The organism is Limnochorda sp. L945t (genome assembly GCF_035593305.1).
Classification (GTDB): domain Bacteria; phylum Bacillota; class Limnochordia; order Limnochordales; family Geochordaceae; genus Carboxydichorda; species Carboxydichorda subterranea.
This window is the reverse complement of sequence record NZ_CP141615.1, coordinates 61,537-83,575: the sequence shown is the minus strand read 5'-3', so window position 1 is coordinate 83,575 and position 22,039 is coordinate 61,537. Positions and strand designations below refer to the sequence as shown.

The window sequence follows — 22,039 nt, the reverse complement described above, 5'->3', positions numbered from 1 at the left end:
ACGAAGGAGGACCACGTTCCGGAAACATGGCCATCTTCTGGCAATTCTTCAAAGCCGAACGGGGCACGGTCATCGTCTGGGCCGCCGTGATGGGCCTCATAGCCGCCTGGATCGCCTCGGTCTATCCGTCGACGGCCGCCAGCATCGACCTGCCCGCCTGGCTCAGCCACTATCCCTCATGGCTACGCGCGATGGCGGGCCCGATACCGGAGTGGCCCTCGATGAAAGCCTGGGTGCAGATCGAGCTCCTCAGTTACCTTCAGCTCCTGCTCGCCTACTTCGCCGTAGCGCTGGCGGCAGGTATCTACACCCGGGAGCTCGAGCAGGGAACCGCCGAGTTCCTCTTCACGCTCCCATTTCCCCGATGGCGCATCGTTCTGGCACGCCTCGGGGCCGTCGCGATGCAGTCGGCGGTGGTGCACGCGGTGGTCTACGGGGCCGTACAGGGCACCGTGGTAGTCCTGGGGCAGCCGCTCGAGGTGGCCGCCTACCTGCGGGCATTCTTGGTGGCGTACGCCGTCAATCTCTCGCTCGCCGCTTTCGCCCTATGGTGGGGCACCTTCTTTTCCGAGTACTCGAAGGCCGTGGTCACGGCGATGTTGATCATCGTCGCGGTTTGTCTCTTCAACCTCACAGCGCCGAGCTCGGGCCCGCTTCGCCAGCTGGCGCTCTGGAACCCGCTCAGCAACGTCAACGTGTTCCATGCCCTATGGGGGCGTGGATTTCCCTGGGCCGACCTGGCGGTGGTGGTGGTGTTCTTCGTGATCTTCACGGGGCTCGCCCTCATCCGCGTCGAGCGGCGGGAGGTCTACTCTTGAGCGGTTCTCCGGACCGGCGGCAGGATGCGGCGGGCCAACGCCTGTGGTTCCACCTTGACCCGGCGAGCGGGGTTCCGCTCCACGTGCAGCTGCGCAATCAGGTGCGGGCAGCCGTGGCTTCAGGCGTGCTGCGATCCGGAGACCGGCTTCCGTCCGTGCGGGAGCTAGCGCTGCAACTGACGGTCAATCCCAACACGGTCTTCAAGGTCTACCAGGAACTCGAGCACGAGGGGCTGCTCGAGACGGTGCACGGCAAAGGGGTCTTCGTACGGCCGACAGCGGGACGGCGCTTTTCGGACGAGGAACGCTGGCGGCTCCTGGCGCAAGCCATCGACCATCTGGTGGCGCAGGCGGTCGCGCTGGGGTATTCGACTGGCGAACTGAGGCGCCTGGTCGACCAGCGCCTGCAACAACGGTGGAGCCCGGGGCAGGAGGGCCAGGGCCACGCGGGCCGGCAGGACGACGCAGGGGGGCCCGACGAGGCGGGCAGTTCAAATGTGGGTCGAAAAGGGGTGCCCGAGTCGTGACGGCAGCGGTAGAGATCCGGGAGCTCGTCAAGCGATACCCGGGCGGGACGGTGGCACTCGACGGCCTATCGCTCACGGTGCCGGCGGGCAGCGTCTATGCGCTCGTCGGGCGAAACGGCGCAGGGAAGACCACGACGCTGCGCATTCTCATGGGCATGCTGCGCGCCGACGGGGGCGAGGCGGCCGTCCTCGGGCACGCCCTCACGCCGCGAGCCACGTCCCGCTTGCGGGCCCGGATCGGTTACGCCCCGGAACGGCCTGGCCTTTACCCCGCCATGCGGGTGAGCGAGGTGCTGGCTTTTGCCCGAAGCTCGTACCCTCGCTGGAACGAGCGCCGCACTCGAACGTACCTCGAGACCTTCGACCTCCCGCTCACGGCCAGGGTGCGCCAGCTCTCCCGGGGGCAGCTGGCCATGCTCAGCCTGTGCCTGGCGGTGGCCCACGACCCGCAGCTGTTGCTCCTCGACGACCCCTTCGTCGGGCTCGACCCGGTACACCGGCGCCTGTACATGCAGCTGCTGCTTGAGGAAAACGCCCGGTTCGGGCGGACGGTGATGCTGTCGACGCACGACCTGTACGCGGCGTCGCGGCTCGCCGACACCGTGGGCCTCGTCCATCGGGGGCAGGCGTTACGAGAAAGCCCCCTCGACGCGCTCTACGAGACGGAAAAGCGCGTGCGGGTCACGTGCGAACGAGAACTGCCCGAGGAGCAGCTGCGCCTACCCGGAGTGCGCCTCGTCGAACGGGAGGCCCACGGGTACCTCCTGACCGTGACGGCCAGTGGGGGTGCGGGCCCGGAAAGCGTTGCACAACTCACCGCGCGACTCGGGCAGATCCCCGGCGTGCGGGTGGCAGGCGTCTACGACCTCGACCTCGAGGCCATCTTCCTCAGCTACGTGGAAAGCCCTGGCGAGCGCACCCTGCCGCGACCGCCGGACCAAGCCGCTGAGGCGGCGCTCATGTGAAGGGGGTTCACATTTTCTCCGTGGAGTCTTCATCATCGGCGTCCAGTCGGTGGCTATGATGGGTGAGGGTGGTCTCCGGCAAGGCGGGCCACCTGGAGGGGGCAGCAGCACGTGGCAACCGACCCCAAGGGACACAGGGGCGTGAGGCGGGGTGCAGGGGGCCGTCGTCGCATGGTTGGACGAGTCCCGGCCTGGCACGTGGCTTTCGTGCCGGCGGTGGCTCTCCTGGTAGCGTGGACGGCCGCTCTGCTGGCGATCGCTCCTGACGTGGCCAGGGCAGCTTCCGGCACGCCGCCGTCCGGCGGTGCGGCTCCAGCCGGTGGCACGGCTCCGGCTGCCGGGGCCAAGCAGGCTTCCGCAACCTCCGCGGCCTCGTCGCCGGGCGCCTTCACGCTGGATGACGCCGTCGCGGTCGCGCTCCAGGGTGCCGACTTCGAGCAGGCCCGGCTGGCGCTCGAAAAGGCTCGCCTCGAGTACCAGCAGGCCATCGCCGCCAACGCCGCCTCGCCGTCGCCGTTCGCCGAACAGCTCGCGCGACACACCTTCGTCCAGGCGCAAAACCAGCTCGTCGACGCTTACCACCAGACGGTCTCCTCGACCGTCGGGGCGTACGTCGACGTGGTCGCAGCCCGCTACGGGCTGCAGGCCGCGACCCTCCAAGCACAGAACGCCCGCCAGGCCCGTGACACGGCCCGGCAAAAGGCCGCGGCGGGCTCCCTCGGTCCCCTCGAGTTGCAGGACGCCGAAAACCAGTTGCAGTCCACGGAGGCCGATCTCGCCCGGGCGCAACTGGCCCTGGACCAGGCGATGGATCGCCTCGCCCAGGCTCTCGGCTACCCGGAGCAGATGCCACAGGCCGACGCGCTGGCGCTTCCCGCCCAGCTGCCGCCGGTGCCGGGCATCACCGCTCAGCAAGCTCTGCAAAAGGCGCTCGCCGCCAGCCGAGACGTCAAGTGGCGGCGGGAAGCGGTCGACATCGCTCAAAAACAGCTCGATCAAGCCGAAGCCGAAAAGGCATCCCCTCTCGAGCTGCAGGTGCAACACGCCAACTTGCGCCAGGCCCAGCTGGCCGCCCGGCAGGCAGAACGCGGCGTGGAGGCAGCGGTGCGAGGGGCGCTCGGGCAGGTGCAGGTGGCGCGGCGGGGCGTTGACGTGGCCAGGGCTCAGATGGAGCTCGAGCAACGGCGGCTCGACGGCGTACAGCAGCAGCGCAAGCTCGGCCTCAAGACCGACCAGGACGTGACCGCTGCGCAGGCGGCGGTGGCCAAGGCGCAGCAGAGTTACGCGAACGCCGTCAAGACCTACCTCACCGCGCTGGTCGACCTGCACAAGCAGCTGGGCGAGGCACCCGGGTGGGGGCCGGCCGGCGCCCTGGACAAGCTGCTCGAGGAGCCGGCCTCATGAACGACCGCCGTAGTGGGCCGGGCACACGGCTTCCGGCCGTGCGGCTCGTGGCCGCGCTGCTCATGATGGCGGGGGCCCTGACAGCAGCAGGGGGAGCCGCACGGGCGGCGGCGCCTGTCGCCGCGCAGGGCCCCGCCTCCCCCGTCTCCCTCGAAGAGGCCGTCGCCGCCTACGTCGAGGGGGACGCGGCCGTGCGCAAGGCCCGCACCGATTACGAGACGGCCCGGATCAACTATCAGAAGGCGACCGGAGTGGCGGCTGCCCCCCGGTTCGACGTCTCCGGATCGGCCGAGTGGGGAGTGCCCCCGGGCGGCAATCTCGGCGGCTCGGAGGGCGCGACAGCCGGAGACCTCACACTGCAGTGGTCACCCGTCGACCCTCTGGCGCTGTCCGGCACCGTACACGTCGCCAACCGGCAGGAACCCCCGAAGGGCACCACGCCGGCGACATCATCCACGCAGGCGGAGAAGAGCATCGCGTCTTTCCAGGCGACCTGGACGCTCTGGCCGCCGCCCGGCGCTTCGGACCGCTCTCTCCAGGCTCTGAGCGCTTCGGTGACCCTGCAGGACGCGACGTCCGCGCTCCGGGAGGCAGAGAGTGCGGCAGCGGCCAGGGCACGCCTGCTCTACGTGCAGGTCCAGGCGGCCGCAGCCCGGGTCTCCGTCCGTCAAAGCGCTCTGAGGTCGGCCGAAGAGGCCCTGGATCGGGCCAGGGCCCGGCAGGCAGCCGGCCTGGCAGGGCCAGACGTGGTCGCGCAGGCTCGCCAGGCTGCCCAGCAGGCTGCGGCAGCGCTCCAGAAAGAGGTCGCATCCCTCGCCTCGCTGGAGCAGTCCCTGGGCTTCCCCGCCTCCCGGCTACCGGCGCTCTCCACCGGTGACGCTCTGGTCGCGGCCGCCCGGCAGGCAGCTGCCGCAGCGCTCTCGCCCGCCGGCTTCCCGGGCGGGCAGTTTCCGGTCGGCCCGCCCGACGGGCGCGGGCTTGCAACTTCCGTTCGGCCCCTGCCTGACGGGCTCGTCGTTGCCGCCCTGCGCCGGGCGCCGGAGGTTACGCTGGCGAAGGCCCGTCTCGATCTTGCGGTCCGCCAGCAGCGGGCCGTCGAGGCCAGGTGGGGCACCGTGAGCCTCTCCGGCGGCGTCCGGGCCCCCATCGAGACTTCGTCCGGCGGCTCGAGCCTGATTGGTGAGGGCACGTGGTTCGCCGGGGTCGCGGCCGGGCTTTCCCTGCTCGACGGCGGAGCGCGGCGCCTCGACGTCGAAAAGGCACGGCAAGCCGTCGACGACGCCCGGGCCGCCCTTGCCGATGCCGAGCGAACGGTGGCCAACGACGTGGCCAGCCGGTGGCAGTCCGTGGCGAGTGCAGCCCTCAACCTGCACGCTGCCCTTGCGTCCATGGATCAAGCAGAACTCGCGTGGCGGACGGCCCAGGCCCGGGCCCGGGGAGGCGCTGCCTCGCAAACGGAGGTGGACGAAGCCCGGCGCACGCTCGATCTGGCGGCCCTGGATGTCATCGAGGGGGCCGCTACGCTGCGGCACGAGACCGAGCAGTTCGTCGCCCGGCTCCAGGGGGTCGCGGGTGGGATCGCGGCCGGGAATGACGGCGCATCTGCCGCCGGCAACTAAGGTGCGTTGCGTCGCAGGAGTGGGACATGCGGGACGCGCGGTACCGGCGGCCGGTGCCCGGTACCGGGCGTAACCGGGCGTAGCGTGTTGAGTGGGCCATCTTCAAGGAAAAGGGGGCTCGCGTGACGCCGTGCGATGGAACAAGCGCCACGCCTTGATCGGCGGGCTTCTCGTCGTAGTGGTGGCAGGCGCCGGCCTCGTAGCGGCAGGGGTGTTCGGGGCAGCGCCCTGGCAGCGACCTGCCTCCGGGAGCAATGCGTTCCAGGAGCGGGCGCCGTCCCGCGATGGAGCCTCGCCTGGGCGGGGCGCGCCTGCCCTCAGTACCGCGCTCGAGGCCGAAGGGCGCACGCTGATGCGGCTTTCCCAACAGGCCGGCGTCAGGGCTGTGCCCGTGCGCCGCATGGACATCCAGCGCCACGTCGAGGCCACGGGGACCCTGGCGGCAGCCCGTGAACAAAGCCTCTCCTTCGGCATCGCCGGCCGGGTCGCCACGGTGCCCGTCGAAGAGGGGGCCACCGTCAAAGCCGGCACCGTGCTCGCCACCCTGCGGGACGACGACCAGCAGCTCGCCTACACCAAGGCGCGCAACGAGTACGAAACCGCCCGACTCGAACAGGGGCCGGCCCAGGTCGAGGAGAAGCGCCTCGCCCTCGAAAAGGCGCGCCGTGACCTCGAGGCGACGCGCCTGGTGGCGCCGTTCGACGGCGTCGTCGCCCGCCTCGGCGTTCGACCCGGGGATCAGGTCAACGCCGCGCAAGAGGTGGCCTGGCTGGTCGACATGGGTTCGCTCGAAGCCCACGTGGCCGTCGACGAGGTGGACCTGGCGTACGTCAAGCCGGGGCAGGCCGTCACCGTCACGGTGAAGACCTATCCCGACCTGGCCATCCCCGGGCACGTCGACCGCATCGCCGCCGCAGGGCGGGCGCAGGGCGACGTGGTGTTGTTCGACGTGGTGGTGAAGCTCGACCGGGGTGACCCCCGGCTGCGACCCGGCATGTCGGCCACGGCCCTGGTCGAGGTGCAAAACGCCCGCAACGTCCTGGCCGTCCCCGAAGAGGCGGTGGCCGAGGTCAACGGCGAGACGCTGGTCAGCCGGGTCGTCGGTGACTCCCTCCAGCCGGTGAGGGTAGAGCTCGGCGTGAGCGACGGCAGCTTCGTCGAGGTGCGCAGCGGGCTTCAGGAGGGTGACCTGGTGCTCGCCACCAACTACGCGGTCTACCGGCGGCTCACGGGCGGCCAGGAAGCGGGGGCGGCGGGTCGCCAGAGCAGCAACCCATTCTTCTTCCGGTTGTCGCCGGGCCAGACGCAGGGGCAACGGATCCGCACCGAAGCCCCGTCCCGAGGGGATAACCGGTCCCGATGAGCTCCTTCGTCTTTCAGCTGGTGGACGTGACCAAGACCTACGGCCGCGGGGAGAGCGCCGTGCAGGCCCTGCGCGGGGTGAGCCTGACCATCGGGCCGGGGGAGTTCGTCGCGGTGACGGGGCGCTCCGGCTCGGGCAAGTCGACGCTGTTGCACCTCATGGGGTGCCTCGACCGCCCGACGGCGGGCCATCTGTTCCTCGAAGGGCAGGACGTGGCCCGTCTGAGCGAACCCGAACTCGCCCGCATCCGTAACCGGCGCATCGGTTTCGTCTTCCAGCAGTTTCACCTGATGGCCCGCGACACGGTGCTGCGTAACGTCGAGTGGCCGCTCATCTACGCCGGGGTGGGCGCCCGGGAGCGGCGGGCGCGAGCCCTGGCCGTGCTGGAACGGCTCGGCATGCAGCATCGCCTCCGCCACCTTCCGTCGCAGCTCTCCGGCGGCGAACGGCAGCGAGTGGCCATCGCCCGGGCGCTGGTCTCCGATCCGGCCGTGATCCTGGCCGACGAACCGACCGGCAACCTCGATTCGGCCAATGGCGCCCAGATCCTGTCCATCCTCGAGGATCTCAACCGGGACGGGCGGACGGTGGTCATCATCACCCACGACCCGGGGGTCGCCCGGCGGACCCGGCGCATCCTGCACATGCAGGACGGCACGATCATTGCCGACGGGCCGTCGGTGCCGGAGGTGGCTGCGTCCGAGGTGGCTGCGCCAGGGGCGGCGACCCCGAGGAACGAGGGGGTGACTCGCCCGTGAGAACGGCGGAACTGTTGCGAGAGGCATGGCACAGCGTGAAGAGCGGCGGGATGCGGTCGTTCTTGTCGGCGCTGGGCATCGTGATCGGTGTCGCGGCGGTCATTACCCTCGTGTCCGTGGGAGAAGGGGCACGCCTGCGCATCACGGCGCAGCTCACGGAGCTGGGCTCCAATCTGGTGACGGTGTCCCCGGCATTTCGGGTTGGGTCGGGCGGCCGGGTGTCGGCGGAGGCGACGCAGGACTTGACCGTCGACGTGGCGGCGTCCTTGCGCGAAAACGTACCGGCGGTGGCCGACGTGACGCCGGTCGTGCAGACCCGGGCCACGGTGGTGGCCGGCGCCTCCAACTTGAACGTATCCGTCATGGGCGTGGACGCCTATTACGACTCCATCCTCAACTACCACCCTCTGGTCGGGAGGTTCATCCAGGAGCGGGACGGCCAGGCTCGAAGCATGGCGGTGGTGCTCGGGTACCAGGTGGCGACCCAGCTCTTCGGCTCCGAGGTGCCCGTGGGGTTGCCGGTGATGCTGGTGTTCGGGGGGCGCAGCGTGCCGGGCGTGGTGGTCGGGGTCATGGAGCCGAGAGGCAGCGCCTTCTTCTCCAACTTCGACAACCAGGTGTACGTGCCCATCGAGTCCATGGTGGCCCGGGGCATCGTGCGGGACCGCGTCGGGCAGTACCTTGCTCGCGTGCGGGACGGCGTTTCGGTGGAGGAAGGCATCGCGCAGATCGAGTTCTTCTTCGCCCGCAAGCTCGGAGGCGAGGGCCTGGTCAACGTGACGAGCCAGCAGGCCATCCTGTCGGCGGTCAACCAGGCAACGGGCACGATGACGCTGCTGCTGTCGGCCATCGCAGGGGTGGCGCTGGTCGTCGGCGGCATCGGCATCATGAACGTCATGCTCGTGGCGGTGGCCGAGCGCACGCGGGAGATCGGCGTGAGGCTCGCCATCGGGGCGAGGCGGCGGGACATCGCACGACAGTTTCTGGCAGAGTCCGGCGCGCTCAGCCTGATCGGCGGCGTCGTGGGGCTGTTGGTCGGGTGGTTCGGGGCGTGGGTGCTGTCCGGGGCGTTGAGCTTCCCCTTCGTGGTGTCGGTGCAATCGGTGATCGTGGCGATCGGCTTTTCGACGGCGGTCGGTATGATCTTCGGGCTGTATCCGGCACGACGGGCATCCCGGCTCGACCCGGTCGAGGCGCTGCGGTACGAGTGAGCCGGTGGACCGGCCGGCCTCCTCGGGGGGGGGGCCGGCTTGACAGGTGTTCTGAGACGGTGTATCACTGAGACGGTGTATCGAATGGCCCATGACGGAAAGGCTCACGAGCAGACCGTCTCCAGCATGCTGCAGGCGCTCAAGGCGGCCGGGTACCGGGTCACGGCGGCCCGGAGGGCCGTGGTCGAGGCGATGCAGTCGTCGGGGCACCGCAGCGCCAGGGAAGTGGTCGAGGAGGTGCGGCGCCGGCATCCCGGTGTCGGCAGGGCCTCGGTCTACCGGACGCTCGCCATCCTCAGCAAGGTATGCGCAGTGCAGCCGTCGCTCCTGGGCACCACCCGGGCCCACTACAGCGCGGCCGACCAGGGGAGCCACCACCACTTCATCTGCAACAGGTGCCACCGGGTCATCGAGTTCGACGAGTGTACGGCGGCGGGTATGGTCGGCGACATCGAGCAGCGCCTCGGCGTCCGCATCCAGGGGCACTTGCTGGAGTTTTACGGATTGTGCCGTTCGTGCCTGGCCGCCATGTGAAGGCCGGCAATCCCGGCGGTGACCGGGCCATCGGAGGGGTGACCGGATGAACGAGGGCAAGCGAATCGACGGGCACAGGGTAACGGCGAGTTTTGTGATACGGTGTCTCATCATCGCCTTCGCGGGCGTCATGCTCATGGCAGGTGCCATCCCGGGCACGTTCGCCGGACAGCAAACCGGGCCGGTGCCGGCCACCGCAGCCGCGCCCGGCGGCGCGAGCGCTCCCGCCGGGGAGGTCGCCCGCTCGCCGTCGGGCTCGCAGGGGCTCATCGTGGCCAGCACCAGCATCACCGCAGACCTGGCTCGGCAGGTCGCCGGCGACCGGTGGGAGGTCGTCTCCCTCATGCCCCTCGGGGCCGACCCTCACGCGTTCGAGCCCACTCCCCAGGACGCCCGCCTGCTGGCGCGGGCCCGGCTCGTCGTGTTGGTCGGCGCCGGCCTCGAGCCGCCGGCCGTCACCCGCCTCGTTCGCTCGGCGGCTGTGCAGGCCCAGGTGATCGAGCTGGCGCCTCAGCTCGCGGTACGCTCGGAGGGCGTCTCGGCGCACGAAGGCAGCTCCTCGCAGGATGAGAGCCCGTCGGAGCATGAGCCCGGCACGCACGCGCACGAGGCGTCGCACGGCGACCTCGACCCCCATGTGTGGACGAGCGTGCCCAACGCGATGCGTATGGTGCAGCAGATTACCTCGGCCCTCGAGCGCCTCGACCCGGCAGGGAAGGCCTCCATCGCGGCGCGCGCCGAGCGCTACCTCGCCCAGCTGCGGGAGCTCGACGCGTGGGTGCGCCGGCAGGTGGACCGCGTTCCGAGAGAGCGCCGTGTGCTCGTCACCAATCACGAGACGCTCAACTACTTCGCTCGAGAGTATGGATTCACCGTGGTGGGGGCCGTCATCCCGTCGGTGAGCACGCTCGCCGAGCCGACGGCGGCCGAGACGGCGAAGCTGCTGGACGCCATCCGGCGAGCCAACGTGCCCGCCATCTTCGTGGAGGCAACGGTCTCGCCGGTGCTCGCCCGGCGGCTTGCCCAGGAGACAGGAGTGAGGGTCGTGGCCCTTTACTCGGATTCCCTGGGCCCCGCCGGATCCGGTGCCGACAGCTACGTCGGCTATATGCGCACCAACGTGACCCGCATCGTGGAGGCGATGTCCGATGGTCGCTGAGCGGCAAGTAGCCGTGCTGCCGGACGGAGAGGTGGCCGGCCCTGCGCCCGCGCCGGGGGGGTCGGCCCGGCCACTCCTGGAGGTCGCGGGGCTTCGGGCCGGATACGGCACCCGGGTCGTGCTCCATGACGTGAGCTTCACGGTAGAGGCCGGCCAGCGGGTGGCCGTGGTGGGGCCCAACGGGGCCGGCAAGTCGACGCTCTTCAAGTGCGTCGCGGGCGTCCTGCGCCCGCTCGCCGGGGCCGTGCGGGTACAGGGCGGCCCGGTCGCGTACGCCCCGCAGCGGGAGGCCGTCAACTGGCATTTCCCCGCCACCGTTTGGGACGTGGTCATGATGGCCCGCTACCCGTACTACGGGCTGTGGCGCCGCCCCCGCCCCGAAGACCGCGAAGCCGTGGCCGAAGCGCTCGAGCAGGTCGGCATGGCCGGCCTCGCCCGCTCCCCCATCCAGGACCTTTCGGGCGGCCAGCAGCAGCGGGTCTTCCTGGCCCGGGCGCTGGCGCAGCGGGCGCGCCTGGTGGTGCTCGACGAGCCGTTCAACGCCGTCGAAGAAGGAGCGCAAGCCGCGGTCATCGAGGCGCTGTCGAGGCTGCGCGAGCGCGGCGTCGCGCTGCTGGTCTCGACCCACGACCTGGACTTCGTGGCAGGGAGCGACTGGTTCGACCGGGTGATGGTGCTCAACGGGCGCATCCTCGCCTTCGGCCCGCCGCAACAGGTCTGCGGCCGGCCTTCCGCCACGGGCAGCCCGTCCATGGTGCGGTGGGCCCAACCGGCTCGCTGGGCCGCGTGGGCCTCGTCGGCTCCGTCCGAAAGCCGCGACGGGGGTACGGCCTGATGTGGCACTGGCTGGCCGACCCGTTGCAGTACGGCTTCATGCAGACGGCCCTGATGGCTGCCTTGATCCTGGGCGTAACGAGCGGGCTCACGAGCACGTTCACGGTGGTACGGGGGATGGCCTTCTTCGCGGACGCGCTGGCGCACGCGGTGCTGCCGGGGGTGGCGCTGGCGTTCGTGTGGTGGGGGGCGAGCGGGGCATCGCTTTTCTGGGGAGCACTGGCGGCAGCCCTCCTGGCGTCGTGGGCAGTGTACGGCATCGCCCGGGAAAGCCGCGTCCGGGAAGAGACCGCCATCGGCATCGTCATGGCGGCGGCCCTCGCGCTGGGGGTGGCCATCATCTCCACGCAGAGGACGTATGCGGTGGACCTCTCCCACGTCCTTTTCGGCGACATCCTGGGGGTGGGGCCCGAAGACCTGGTGCGCACGGCCGTGCTCGGCGCGGCCACCCTTGCGGTCACGGTGGCGCTGTGGCGGCCGTTCTCCATCGTCTCCTTCGACCCGGTGCTGGGAGCGACCATCGGGCTCAGGGTCGGGGCTTTGCAGTGCGGGCTGCTCGCCCTCATCGCCGTCACCACCGTGCTGGCACTGCAGACGGTGGGCGTCACCATGAGCCTGGCCATCCTGGTCATCCCGGGCGCGACCGCGAGACTGCTGACAAGCCGGCTCACTCCCATGGCGCTGGCGTCCGTCGCGATCGGCATCGGGGCGTCCGTCGTGGGCCTGTACGCCTCCTACTACCTCTCGATCCCGTCGGGGCCGGCCATCGTCCTGGCCCACACGGCCATCTTCGCAGCCGCGCGGGCGGCAACTTCGTTGCGGCCCGGCGGAGTCCGGGCAGCCGCCGGGCCGTAGGTCAGGCGTCCCCGGGCAGCGGCGGGAACACCAGGCCGCAGCGCAGCCCGGCTCGTCCCTCACAACCCTTCCAGCGCGCCCAGGACGAGTTCCGCAAAGCCCGCGGCATCGACCCTCACGGCCACCTCGACGTTGCGCTTGCGGTCGTCCCGTTCCGGCGGAAGCACCCTGGTGTCGCACAGAGTCATGCCGTAGGCGCTGCCCCCGTCCGTCACGACCTGCACCGGCAACGCCTGCATCTCGAACAGCTCGGGGCGGGCCAGATAGGCCACGGGGCACGGATCGTGCAGCGGAGCCCCGAGCTCTCGCTCCCCGAAATGGCGGGCGCTGGTCTCCAGGTAGAAGGTCAGGAGGTCCGCCAGCGGCTCGCAGAGCCGCCCACCGGAGCGCCGCACGCGCTCCACGTGGGCCGGGGTGAGCCGGGCCTGGTGGGTCACGTTCAAGCCGAACATCGCAAGCGGCGCCCCCGACTCGAGCACGATGCGGGCCGCTTCGGCGTCCGCCCAGATGTTGAACTCCGCCGCCGGCGTCACGTTGCCGGCCCCCGTGGAGCCTCCCATGAACGCGATCCGACGCACCCGGCGGGCGAGCTCCGGCCGAAGGCGAAGGGCAAGGGCGAGGTTGGTCATCGGGCCCGTGGTCACGACGGTGATCTCCCCGGGCGACGCCTCCACGAGGCGGATGATGGCCTCGACCGCGTGGCCCGGCGCCGGCGCCTCGTCGCAGGGGGGCAGTTCGGCGCCCGCGGAGGCCAGCCCGTTTTCCCCATGGAAGCCCTGGGCGGTCTGCTGCGTTCGCATCAGAGGCCGGTCGGCGCCCTGGTAGACCGGCACGCGGCTGCCGATGGCGCGCAGGATGCGCAGCGCGTTACGGGTCGTGTCTCGCACGGGAGCGTTGCCGGCCACCGTCGTCACGGCCTCGAGCCGGAGCGACGGGTGACGGGCCGCCAGGATCAGGGCCACCATGTCGTCATGGCCCGGGTCGCAGTCGAGGATGAGCCGGGTGGGGCCCGGCGCCGGCGTCATGGCCTTCTCGACCTGCCCTCCGAGCACCCACCGGGCGGCCAGTCGCCGAGCGCTTCGAGCGCGGCGCCGACCCCCGCGCCGAGCTTGACGGGGAACCCCAGGTCGGCCAGGCTGCGCTCCAGGACGGCAAGCTGGGCCGCCAGGTAAGCCGGGTGCGCCGCCTTGCCCATGTGCCCGAGCCGGAACAGCTTGCCTGCCAGTTCCCCGTAGCCTCCCGAGATCATGACCCCGTAGCGGCTGCGCATGTGGCCGCGCAGTTGCTCGTCGGTGATACCGTCCGGCACGTGCACCGCCGTCACGGCGTTGCCGGCGATACTCTCCCGGGCCGGCCACAGCCGCAGCCCGAGAGCCTTCACGCCTTCCCGGCATGCCCGCGCGATGGCAGCGTGGCGCGCCGCGTACGGCTCGACGCCGACCTCGAGCACGTGGCGCAGCGCGGACTCGAGCGCGTAGATCAGGCTCACCGAGGGCGTGTACGGGAACCGCCTCTGCTCGAGCCACGTGTCCTTCCAGTCAAGCAGCGACAGGAAGCTCGACCGGAGCGGCGGCTTACGGCGTTGCATGGCCTCCCACGCGGCCGGGCTGACGGCCATGAGCGAAAGCCCGGGCGGCCCCCCCAGGCATTTCTGCGGGCCGGCGACGGCGACGTCGATGTTCCACTCCTCGGGGCTCAGCACTTCGCCACCCAGCCCCGAGACGGTATCGACGACGGTCAGCACCCCTCGCTCCCGGGCGATGCGGCCGATCTCGGCGACCGGGTTGATCGTGCCCGAGGGGGTCTCCGAGTGGACGACCGAGAGCACCTTCACGTCCGGATGCCGGTCGAGGGTACGTTCCACGTCGGCCGGATCGATGGCCTCGTTGTACGGCACGGCGAGCTCGATGACCTGCCCGCCGTGCCTTTCGACGTACAGCTCGAACCACTTGCCGAAAACGCCTGACACCAGGTTGAGCACCTTGTCGCCCGGGTCGAGCAGCGACGCTGCGGCCGCCTCGAGCCCCAGCACCGCCTCCCCCTGCAGGATCACGACGTCGTATTGCGTCCGGTAGACCTGCTTGAGCAGCGAGGACGTGTGGTCGAAGAAATCCACGAACGCCGGGTCGTAGTGGTAGAGCACCGGCCGCGACTGAGCGCGCAGCACCTCGTCCGTAACCTCCACCGGGCCGGACGCCGCCGTCATGAAAGGCCACTCCACACTCCGCACCCCCCTGTGCTCTGATGGACGGTCAGGGCCGTCCGCTCTTCTACCAGCCGAGAGAGCACCCCGCCCACGTCCGTCAGGTGCCGGAGCCCCTGGAACCGCTCGGCCCCCGCGCCCTTGACCCGCAGGGGCACTTCCCGGCTCGTGTGCCCACCCGGCCACCGGAAGTACCAGATGCGGGCGGCCGAACGCTCCAGACCTCCCGTCTCGTGATCCGCCGTGAGCACGACGAGAGTGCCGGGCCGCTTTGCCGCAAAGCGTAGCGCCACTCCCACGGCCTCGTCGAGGGCCTGCATCTCCTGCGGGAGGATGTCCACCCGGCCCTCGTGGCCGAGGTGGTCGATGCGGCCCGCCTCCACCACCAGCACGAACGGCTGCCCGCTCCCGCCGTCGAGCCACCGTAGCGCCGTTTCGGTCATCTCGGCCAGCGAAGGCTGGTGAGGAGGCCGCTCGGCCTCGTAGGCCATGGGGCCGTCGGCAAACAGGCCGAGCAGCTTCGCCTGCTCTCCTGCGGCCTGGCTCCGCTCTGCCGCCTTTTGAGCCACCGTACGCAGCTCGGAGCTCGCCTGCACGACCAGATAACCCAGCGACCGAGCCCGTTCCAGAAGTGCTTGGCCGCCGCCGTCCGGCGTGCGATGCGCCCACTGGTAGCGCCCCCCGCCGAGGATCACGTCGACGCCGAGATCCAGGTACTGGCGCGCGACCGATTGGTGCTCCTGGCGGCGCTCGACGTGAGCCGCGAACGCGGCCGGGGTCGCGTCGGTCACGGTGGTCGTGCTCACCAGGCCTACCCGCATGCCGGCCTGCTTGGCCCGCTCCAGCAGGGTGGGCCATCGCTCTCCGTGCGGGCCCATGGCCACCATCCCGTTGGCGGTCGGGTGGCCGGTCGACAGGGCTGTCGCCGCCGCGGCCGAATCGGTCACGCCGGAAAGCGAACGGGTCGCAAGCGAGGCGGCAGGCTCGAGCTCGTCCACGAACGGCTTGCTGTGCCGGTACGCCCGCAACAGCTCCAGGTGCTGGTGTCCCATTCCATCCCCGATGAACAGCACGATCTGAAGCGGATGCGTCGCCGGCTGTCCCCGGGCCACGTCGCCCGGCGGCGTCCACGCGCCCAGCGTCACCGCTGCCAGGAGGGCCATCGCGACGACCCGCGCGCCCCAGGCCGTTCGACCCGCCGCCCTACCGACCCCGACGGGATGCCTCATGCGGCCTCATCGTTCCTTTCCCTGCGAGCCTCGCCGGTACTCATCGGTACGGTTGCACGCGCAAGAGCTCCCCTCCTGCGTCGGAGCCATCATAGCACGGCGCCCGCCGTGCTCACGACGAAGGACCCTGCGGACGATGACCAGGAAGGGGGTTGCATCGAGGCCGGAGGGCAGGGGACGGCCGCGGGCGCCTGGAAAGGAGCACCGGGCCATGCCGGACGCGCCTTTCGCCAATCGCCGGCCCTGAGGAGGAGGCATTGCCCATGTTTGGGATGCTCGGCATCGTCGCAGGCATTGTCGCACCCATCCTGTACGCCGTCACCGTGGTCGCCGGGGCCGCAGCCACTCCGGGTTACAGCCACGCCCGCAATGCCATCAGCGAACTCATCCAGACGGGTGCTCCCGCAAAGGCCTCCCTCGACCCGTGGTTCCTGGTGTACAACGCCCTGGTCGTCACGTTCGGCGTGGCTCTGTCGCAGGCGTTCGAGGCGCGTACGGATCGGCACGCCCGGGGCGCGGGCCGTTTCGCAGGCGGAGTTCTCGCGATGGTCGGGGTACTCGGCGGCGTGATGACCCTGTGGTTTCCCATGGATCCCATCGGAAGCGAGGCTACCCCGGCCGGTACCGGCCACGTGGTGTTGGCCGGCCTCGTCTCGCTCGCCTCCATGGTCGCCATGGCGAGCGCCGGGCTCGCCTTCAGCCGGAGCGGGCGATGGGCGGGTTACGGGCTTTACTCGTTCGTCTCTGTCACGGTGGTTTTCGGTACCGGCGCCATGGCCGCGTGGAGTGCGGCGACCGGCTCGGGGTGGATGGGCCTGTGGGAGCGGCTCACCATCGGCGCCTTCCTGCAGTGGCTCCTGGTCGTCGCCCTGGCGGTGATGGCGAGGCGCAAGCGTCCGGCCTGGGTAGGGGTGGGGCGGAGGCCGGGCAGGATCTTCATGCGCTGAGACGATGGCCAGGGACTCGTCGAGCCGGCAAACGGGTAGGGACGGGCACGGCAAACCGCAAGGTGTACGCGATCTCGACGTTTTCAGAATGCCCGCGCAACGACGGATCCTGACGAACCGCTTCGCTAATTGCCAACCCCTGGCCGATCGTCACGCAAGCCCCGTACGATGGCTCACGTGCGGATAGCGATCGCGGTGCCGTCCCTCCTGAGGGCTACGACCGAGTACTCGGACCGGATGGCCCCTTGGGGCTGGTAGTCGGAATCGATTGCTCTTCCGCCGATTTTACCGATTTCCGATCCAGGCAGGAGGAGTGGCGCCGCCTATGTCGTATACGGGGAGCAGGGGATGCAATCGATTGTGATGGAAGAGAGACTCAGCTGCGTTGCCGCGGTGTGGGATGCACGGTGACGATCAAGGAGATCGCCGCGAAACTGGGGCTCTCGGCGTCCACGGTGAGCCGGGCCCTCAACCACCCTGAGATGGTGGCACCCGAAACCCGAGTCCGGGTGGAGGCGGCCGTCCGGCGCCACCGCTACCGGCCGAGCACCATCGCACGCAGCCTGCGCGTCCGCAATTCGCAAACGATTGGGCTCATACTGGCCGACATCACCAACCCCTTCCACGCCGAGCTGGCTCGCGCTGTGGAAGCGATTGCGAGAGCCCGCGGCTTTACGGTGATCTTGTCCAACAGCGACGAGGACTCGGAGCGCGAGCGAGCCTCTCTCGAGACGCTCTTGAGCTGGCGAGTGCGGGGCCTCATCATCGCCCCGTGCGGCCGTAATCAGGATCTGCTCCAGGAAAGCCTCCGCACGGGCATCCCCGTAGTGCAGGTCGACCGCGTGATCGAGGGGCTGGAGGCTGACGCGGTGTTGGTCGACAACCGCGCCGGTGCCCGCATGGCCGTCGAGCACCTGCTCGAGCTCGGGCATCGGCGGGTGGCTCACGTGGCCGGGTCGCTCCATCTCACCACGGGCGCCCGGCGTCTCGAGGGGTACCGGCAGGCCATGGCTGCCGGGGGAATGGCACCCGACGAAGCCATGGTGGCCGTCGGCGATTTCCGTGAAGAGGGGGGCTACCGTGCCACCCTCGAGCTGTTCGGGCACAGCGCGAACCGCAACCTTCCGACGGCGCTGTTCGTGGCCAACAACGAGATGGCTGCAGGAGCGATCCGAGCGCTCGGAGAGCTCGGCCTGAGCGTCCCGGAAGACGTATCGTTTGTCTGCTTCGATGATTCCCGATGGGCGCGTCTGATGCGGCCATCCTTGACCGTCGTGGCCCAGCCGGTCGGCGACATGGGGCGCACGGCAGCGGAGCTGCTCTTGCGCCGGATCGAATCCGGTCGGCAGCAGCCCACGACTTACACGTTGCAGCCGAGCCTCGTCAAACGGCAATCGACCGCCATGGCGCCCCCAGAGGCATCGCTTTCATGGGGCGGGCAAGACGCGGCGGAGCCGCCCGGTAAACGCCGCTCTACTCGGCGGAGCCTCGCGAGGCCTGCGGTGACATAGCCAGGAGCAGGACGGTGGTGTTGGTGGTGCAGAATAGACCCAAGCTTGGCATCCTCACCTTTTCCGATGGCCGGCGTTACGCCCACGAACGGCTGATCGAAGAGAACAAGGCCTTCGAGAGGCGTCTACGGGGCGCCCTCGAGGGCGCCGGCGTCGAGGTGGTCACCGGCGAACTGGTTTGGACCAACCAGCTGGCGGCGCAGGAGGCTCGGCGTCTGGCCCGAGAGGGTTGCGAGGCAACCATCTTCCACTACGCGATCTGGGCTTTCCCACAATTCACGGCCCTTGCCGCCCGGTTCGCACCCCGCCCCATCCTGCTCTTCGGCCCGATCAATCCGTCCAGGCCCGGGATGGTCTCGGTGCTGGCGGCCGCCGGAGCGCTCGACCAGATGGGCGTCCGCTACCGGCGGGTCTTCGGCGAGATTGAGGAGGCGGAGGTGCTCCGCAGGGTCGTGGCATGGGCCCGCGGCGCCCATGCGGCCTATCGGCTGCAGGGCGAGACTTTCGGGCTGTTCGGAGGGCGGCCCATCGGCATCAACACGGCGACGGCACCGGTGGATCAGTGGGTGAGCCAGTTTGGGATCGACGTCGAGCACGTCGATCAGTGGGAGGTCGTACGACGCTCGCAGGCGTTCATCGGGACGGATCGGGTGCGCCATGCCCGGCAGTGGCTGGAGGAGCACGTGCGCAAGGTCCATTACGACGGCCAGCAGCTCACTCCGGAGAAGCTGGAGCTGCAAATTGCCTCGTATCACGCCCTTCGTGACATCATCGATGAACGCGGTTTCGATTTCATCGGCATCAAGAGCCAGCCGGAGCTTACCGAGCACTTCGTGACAACGGACGTGCCCGAAGCGTTCCTCAACGACCCGTACGACTGGGAGGGCCCGCACGATCCCATCGTCTGTGCCACCGAAGCGGACATGGACGCAGCCTTGACGATGGAGGTCTTCAAGCACGTCGCCGGCACTCCGGTGCTCTTCGCCGACGTGCGGCACTACTTCGCCGACCTCGGCATCTTCGACCTGGTGAACTCCGGCCAGCATGCGACCTACTTCGCCGGCCGCAGTTTCGAGCCGGAGCACAACCTCCCGAGGGTCGAGCTCAAGCCTCAAGGCTTCTACTTCCCGGCCGGCGGCGCCTCGGTCTTCCACGTGGCCGCCCCGGGCGATGTTACCCTGGCCCGGCTCACCCGTGAAAAGGGCGAGTACCGGATGCACATCGTGCGGGGTGAATTCGTGAGGCTCGGACCAGAAGACGAGGCGCGCCGCATTGCCCTCGTCCAGGACAACTGGCCGCACGCGTTCGTGCGACTCCGCGTGCCTGCAGAGCGTTTTCTGGCCGAGTTCCCTTGCAACCACGTCCATGGGGTCTACGGCAACGTGGTCGCTGAGCTCCTCGAGTGGTGCGAGATCACCGGGACTCGCCCCATCTTGCTGGGAGATGGAGACGTGCCAGGATCGCCCATCACGGATACCAGGCAACAGAAGGGTGGACGTCCATGACCCTTAGCCGGCGCTCGTGGCAACCGCTGAAAGAGCTGCTTCAGGACGTGCTCGACCGGCCGTACGCCCTGGCGGCCTTCAACGTCTACGATTTTTGGGTCACCCGAGCTGTCATCCGCGCGGCCAGCGACCTGGGCGTGCCGGTCATCGTCGCATGCGGAGGGTCCGACCTGGACATCGTGGGCCCGGAGGCAGTGGCCTCGTGGGTCGCTTCGGAACGTTCAAAGGCGCCTGTCCCCGTGTATCTTCACCTCGATCACGGTCGGGACCTGGCGGAGGTCATCCGGTGCATCGCGGCCGGATTCGATTCCGTGATGTTCGACGGGTCGCAGCTTCCGTTTGAAAAGAACGTCCAGAAGACCCGTGAAGTGGTGTATGCCGCTCGCTCGACAGGCGCCGTCGTCGAGGGAGCCGTGGGACGGATCCCCTCGAAAGGGCAAGGTGAGCCCGGCGTTGCCATCACGTCCGAGGATCGGGTGTCCGTCGAGATGGTGTCCCTGTTCGTACAGGAGACCGGCGTCGACCTCGTGGCCGTTCCGGTGGGAAGCGCTCACGGCGCCTACGCGGCCGGGACACGGACCCACCTCGACCTGGATTTGGTTCGCGCCCTGAGCCAGCAGGTGCGGGTGCCGCTCGCGCTGCATGGGGGATCGGGAGTAGACGAAAACGACATACGCGCCGCGATCGGCATGGCTTTGGGAAAAGTCAACTTTGGAAGCGTGCTACGCGCCGCGCACACCGGTGCGATTCGCGAGTTTTGTCATGCTTCTCCCGCGCGGGATCCAGCCGAGCTCGGCCAGATGACTGTTGAGAGCGTGTACGAGTCCGCCCGGGCAAAGCTGTCGCTCCTCTTCGAGGCGGTGCGACAGGGGAGGTGAGGCAAGGCGGTCAAGGAGGCTGACGACAGGCATCGCAACGAAAAGCGAGACGGAAAGGGGTTGTAAGATCATGCAGTCTCACAAGCGGTTGACGCTCCTCGTGTGGGTCGTCCTCGCGACGTTGGCCATGGCCGTGTCCGTGCACGCCGCATCCGACCTCGTTCCCATCAAGAACCTGTCGGGAGATACCGTCTACGTACCCAAGAGCGACCTGGGCACCATCATCACGGACGGGAAGAAGCCTTTCGCGGGAAAGACCATCACCATCACCGTCAACGTCGCCGGGCCGAAGGGGCCCATCGAGGGGCCGCTGCACGAGTGGCGTAAGCCATGGGAGGAACTCACCGGTGGTAAGGTGAACATCGTTGGCATTCCTTACGCCGAGCATTACTCGAAGGCTATGACCGACCTCCTCACGGGCACTGGCCAGTACGATATCTTCATGGCAGGCGCCGATTGGTACGGTGACCTGATAGCGGGAAACTACATCATCCCCATCGACAAGTATTTGAACGATCCCCGCTTCCCGAAGTGGGATCGCTCCGCCATGCCCCTGTCGCAGGTCGCACTGCACACGTGGCAAGGCCACTGGTATGGGGTGCTCAATGATTCAGATGGCCAGGTGCTCTACTACCGGCGTGACATCCTGACCAACGCCTCGTACCGCCAGAGGTTCAAGGCAAAGTACGGTTACGACCTGCCCGTACCGCCCAAGACGTGGGAGCAGGTTCGCGATATCGCCGAGTTCTTCAACGGCTGGGACTGGAACGGAGACGGCGAGCCCGATTCCGGTATGGTGATGCACCTCAAGGTTGGCGGGCAGGGAATGTTCCACTACGCCTCCCTGTCCGCTCCGTTCGTGCTCTTTCCCGGACCGACGGTGGACAGGTACCACAACGTGTACTGGTTCGATCCCGAAAACATGAATCCTCTCATCAACTCTCCCGGACACGTTCGCGCGCTGGAGCTCCTGTTGCAGCTCGCCAAGTTCGGTCCTTCTGCACAGCTCAGCTGGGACCTGGGTGAGGCCTGGGATTACTTCATGCGCGGCAAAGCCGTGCTCACCTTCTCCTGGGGTGACGTGGGCGGGCTCGTCCAGGAGCCAGGTCGCTCGGTCATCAAGGGTAAGCTGGGCACTGCCATGCTTCCCGGTACCCTCGAAGTGTGGGACCGTGAGCATAATCGCTGGGTCAAGTTCGACTCGCCGAACGTGGTGGGCAACACGACCGGCGGATCGTGGCACGGCGTGATTTCGGCACTTTCCAAGAATCCGGAGGTTGCCTATCACTTCCTCGCATTCCTGGCCATGACTCCCATCAGCCAGTGGCACGCTTACCGGGGCTGGGACGGCGTAGATCCGGGTACCCGGCACCACTTCCTGGCGCCACAGGGCGATGCAAAGCTGGAGGATTACGTGGCGCAGGGCTGGAATGCGGAGGACGTGCGCGAGTACACACAGGCGTACTACGAGACCTTCTTCGCGGAGAGGCAGCTACCCTACCTGCGTATCCCGGGAGGCCACGAGTACTGGGTGTCGCTCGATCAGCACATCTCAGAGGCGTTGACCGGCGCCGTCAGCGCAAAGGAGGCCCTGGACAGGACGGCTCGGGACTGGGACGAGATCACCAACCGTCTCGGAAGGCGCGAGCAGCTAGAGCTCTACAGGCAATCGATCGGATACGGCAAGCCCTATCAAGAGGCCATGGGCGGAAAGTGACG

General features: G+C 69.0%; 20 protein-coding genes. 17 read left to right on the top strand and 3 right to left on the bottom strand.

The window, feature by feature from the left end:
* Nucleotides 1–26 precede the first annotated feature (26 nt).
* The 12 genes from U7230_RS00375 to U7230_RS00320 all read left to right on the top strand — a co-directional run bounded on the left by U7230_RS00375 (nucleotide 27) and on the right by U7230_RS00320 (nucleotide 12,047).
* Nucleotides 27–818 carry an ABC transporter permease gene (locus tag U7230_RS00375; RefSeq protein ID WP_324716779.1) on the top strand — a complete coding sequence of 264 codons (792 nt, stop codon included), beginning with the start codon at nucleotides 27–29 and terminating at the stop codon, nucleotides 816–818.
* Nucleotides 815–1,345: a GntR family transcriptional regulator gene (locus U7230_RS00370; RefSeq protein WP_324716778.1), complete on the top strand. Its 531-nt coding sequence runs from the start codon at nucleotides 815–817 to the stop codon at nucleotides 1,343–1,345. The genes U7230_RS00375 and U7230_RS00370 overlap by 4 nt, the downstream gene beginning before the upstream one ends.
* Nucleotides 1,342–2,310: an ABC transporter ATP-binding protein gene (locus U7230_RS00365; protein ID WP_324716777.1), complete on the top strand. Its 969-nt coding sequence runs from the start codon at nucleotides 1,342–1,344 to the stop codon at nucleotides 2,308–2,310. Before U7230_RS00370 ends, U7230_RS00365 begins: the two co-directional genes overlap by 4 nt.
* A 171-nt stretch (nucleotides 2,311–2,481) precedes the next feature.
* On the top strand, nucleotides 2,482–3,714 hold the full coding sequence (locus U7230_RS00360; RefSeq protein ID WP_324716776.1) for a TolC family protein: 1,233 nt from the start codon (nucleotides 2,482–2,484) through the stop codon (nucleotides 3,712–3,714).
* Entirely contained in the window at nucleotides 3,711–5,333 is a 1,623-nt protein-coding gene (locus U7230_RS00355; RefSeq protein WP_324716775.1) for a TolC family protein, read from the top strand. Before U7230_RS00360 ends, U7230_RS00355 begins: the two co-directional genes overlap by 4 nt.
* Before the next feature lie 130 nt (nucleotides 5,334–5,463).
* Nucleotides 5,464–6,696 carry an efflux RND transporter periplasmic adaptor subunit gene (locus U7230_RS00350; protein WP_324716774.1) on the top strand — a complete coding sequence of 411 codons (1,233 nt, stop codon included), beginning with the start codon at nucleotides 5,464–5,466 and terminating at the stop codon, nucleotides 6,694–6,696.
* Complete coding sequence (locus U7230_RS00345; RefSeq protein WP_324716773.1) at nucleotides 6,693–7,454, top strand: ABC transporter ATP-binding protein; 762 nt, start codon at nucleotides 6,693–6,695, stop codon at nucleotides 7,452–7,454. The genes U7230_RS00350 and U7230_RS00345 overlap by 4 nt, the downstream gene beginning before the upstream one ends.
* Nucleotides 7,451–8,665, top strand: a complete 1,215-nt coding sequence (locus tag U7230_RS00340; RefSeq protein ID WP_324716772.1) for an ABC transporter permease — start codon at nucleotides 7,451–7,453, stop codon at nucleotides 8,663–8,665. The genes U7230_RS00345 and U7230_RS00340 overlap by 4 nt, the downstream gene beginning before the upstream one ends.
* 84 nt (nucleotides 8,666–8,749) lie before the next feature.
* Nucleotides 8,750–9,199 carry a Fur family transcriptional regulator gene (locus U7230_RS00335; protein ID WP_324716771.1) on the top strand — a complete coding sequence of 150 codons (450 nt, stop codon included), beginning with the start codon at nucleotides 8,750–8,752 and terminating at the stop codon, nucleotides 9,197–9,199.
* 46 nt (nucleotides 9,200–9,245) lie between these two features.
* Nucleotides 9,246–10,358 (top strand): metal ABC transporter substrate-binding protein, encoded by a 1,113-nt coding sequence (locus tag U7230_RS00330; protein WP_324716770.1) that lies wholly within the window; start codon nucleotides 9,246–9,248, stop codon nucleotides 10,356–10,358.
* Nucleotides 10,348–11,193: a metal ABC transporter ATP-binding protein gene (locus tag U7230_RS00325; protein ID WP_324716769.1), complete on the top strand. Its 846-nt coding sequence runs from the start codon at nucleotides 10,348–10,350 to the stop codon at nucleotides 11,191–11,193. The genes U7230_RS00330 and U7230_RS00325 overlap by 11 nt, the downstream gene beginning before the upstream one ends.
* Nucleotides 11,193–12,047 (top strand): metal ABC transporter permease, encoded by an 855-nt coding sequence (locus tag U7230_RS00320; protein ID WP_324716768.1) that lies wholly within the window; start codon nucleotides 11,193–11,195, stop codon nucleotides 12,045–12,047. Before U7230_RS00325 ends, U7230_RS00320 begins: the two co-directional genes overlap by 1 nt.
* 59 nt (nucleotides 12,048–12,106) lie before the next feature.
* Here U7230_RS00320 and U7230_RS00315 read toward each other — a convergent pair whose 3' ends face one another.
* The 3 genes from U7230_RS00315 to U7230_RS00305 are packed head-to-tail and all read right to left on the bottom strand — an operon-like array spanning nucleotide 12,107 to nucleotide 15,479.
* The gene (locus U7230_RS00315; RefSeq protein ID WP_324716767.1) at nucleotides 12,107–13,072 is read right to left on the bottom strand and encodes a nucleoside hydrolase; all 966 of its coding nucleotides are present in this window, start codon (nucleotides 13,070–13,072) and stop codon (nucleotides 12,107–12,109) included.
* On the bottom strand, nucleotides 13,069–14,268 hold the full coding sequence (locus U7230_RS00310) for a pyridoxal-phosphate-dependent aminotransferase family protein (RefSeq protein ID WP_324716766.1): 1,200 nt from the start codon (nucleotides 14,266–14,268) through the stop codon (nucleotides 13,069–13,071). Before U7230_RS00310 ends, U7230_RS00315 begins: the two co-directional genes overlap by 4 nt.
* On the bottom strand, nucleotides 14,250–15,479 hold the full coding sequence (locus tag U7230_RS00305) for an alkaline phosphatase (RefSeq protein ID WP_324716765.1): 1,230 nt from the start codon (nucleotides 15,477–15,479) through the stop codon (nucleotides 14,250–14,252). Before U7230_RS00305 ends, U7230_RS00310 begins: the two co-directional genes overlap by 19 nt.
* Nucleotides 15,480–15,742: 263 nt before the next feature.
* Between U7230_RS00305 and U7230_RS00300 the strand changes: the two genes are divergently transcribed.
* The 5 genes from U7230_RS00300 to U7230_RS00280 all read left to right on the top strand — a co-directional run bounded on the left by U7230_RS00300 (nucleotide 15,743) and on the right by U7230_RS00280 (nucleotide 22,037).
* Nucleotides 15,743–16,426 carry a DUF998 domain-containing protein gene (locus tag U7230_RS00300; protein ID WP_324716764.1) on the top strand — a complete coding sequence of 228 codons (684 nt, stop codon included), beginning with the start codon at nucleotides 15,743–15,745 and terminating at the stop codon, nucleotides 16,424–16,426.
* A gap of 407 nt (nucleotides 16,427–16,833) precedes the next feature.
* Entirely contained in the window at nucleotides 16,834–17,937 is a 1,104-nt protein-coding gene (locus U7230_RS00295; protein WP_324716763.1) for a LacI family DNA-binding transcriptional regulator, read from the top strand.
* 26 nt (nucleotides 17,938–17,963) lie between these two features.
* A complete protein-coding gene (locus tag U7230_RS00290) occupies nucleotides 17,964–19,442 on the top strand; it encodes an L-fucose/L-arabinose isomerase family protein (RefSeq protein WP_404980605.1) in 1,479 nt (492 codons plus the stop codon).
* Nucleotides 19,439–20,320: a class II fructose-bisphosphate aldolase gene (locus U7230_RS00285; protein WP_324716761.1), complete on the top strand. Its 882-nt coding sequence runs from the start codon at nucleotides 19,439–19,441 to the stop codon at nucleotides 20,318–20,320. The genes U7230_RS00290 and U7230_RS00285 overlap by 4 nt, the downstream gene beginning before the upstream one ends.
* 70 nt (nucleotides 20,321–20,390) lie before the next feature.
* Nucleotides 20,391–22,037 (top strand): ABC transporter substrate-binding protein, encoded by a 1,647-nt coding sequence (locus tag U7230_RS00280; protein WP_324716760.1) that lies wholly within the window; start codon nucleotides 20,391–20,393, stop codon nucleotides 22,035–22,037.
* The last annotated feature ends 2 nt before the right edge of the window (nucleotides 22,038–22,039 follow it).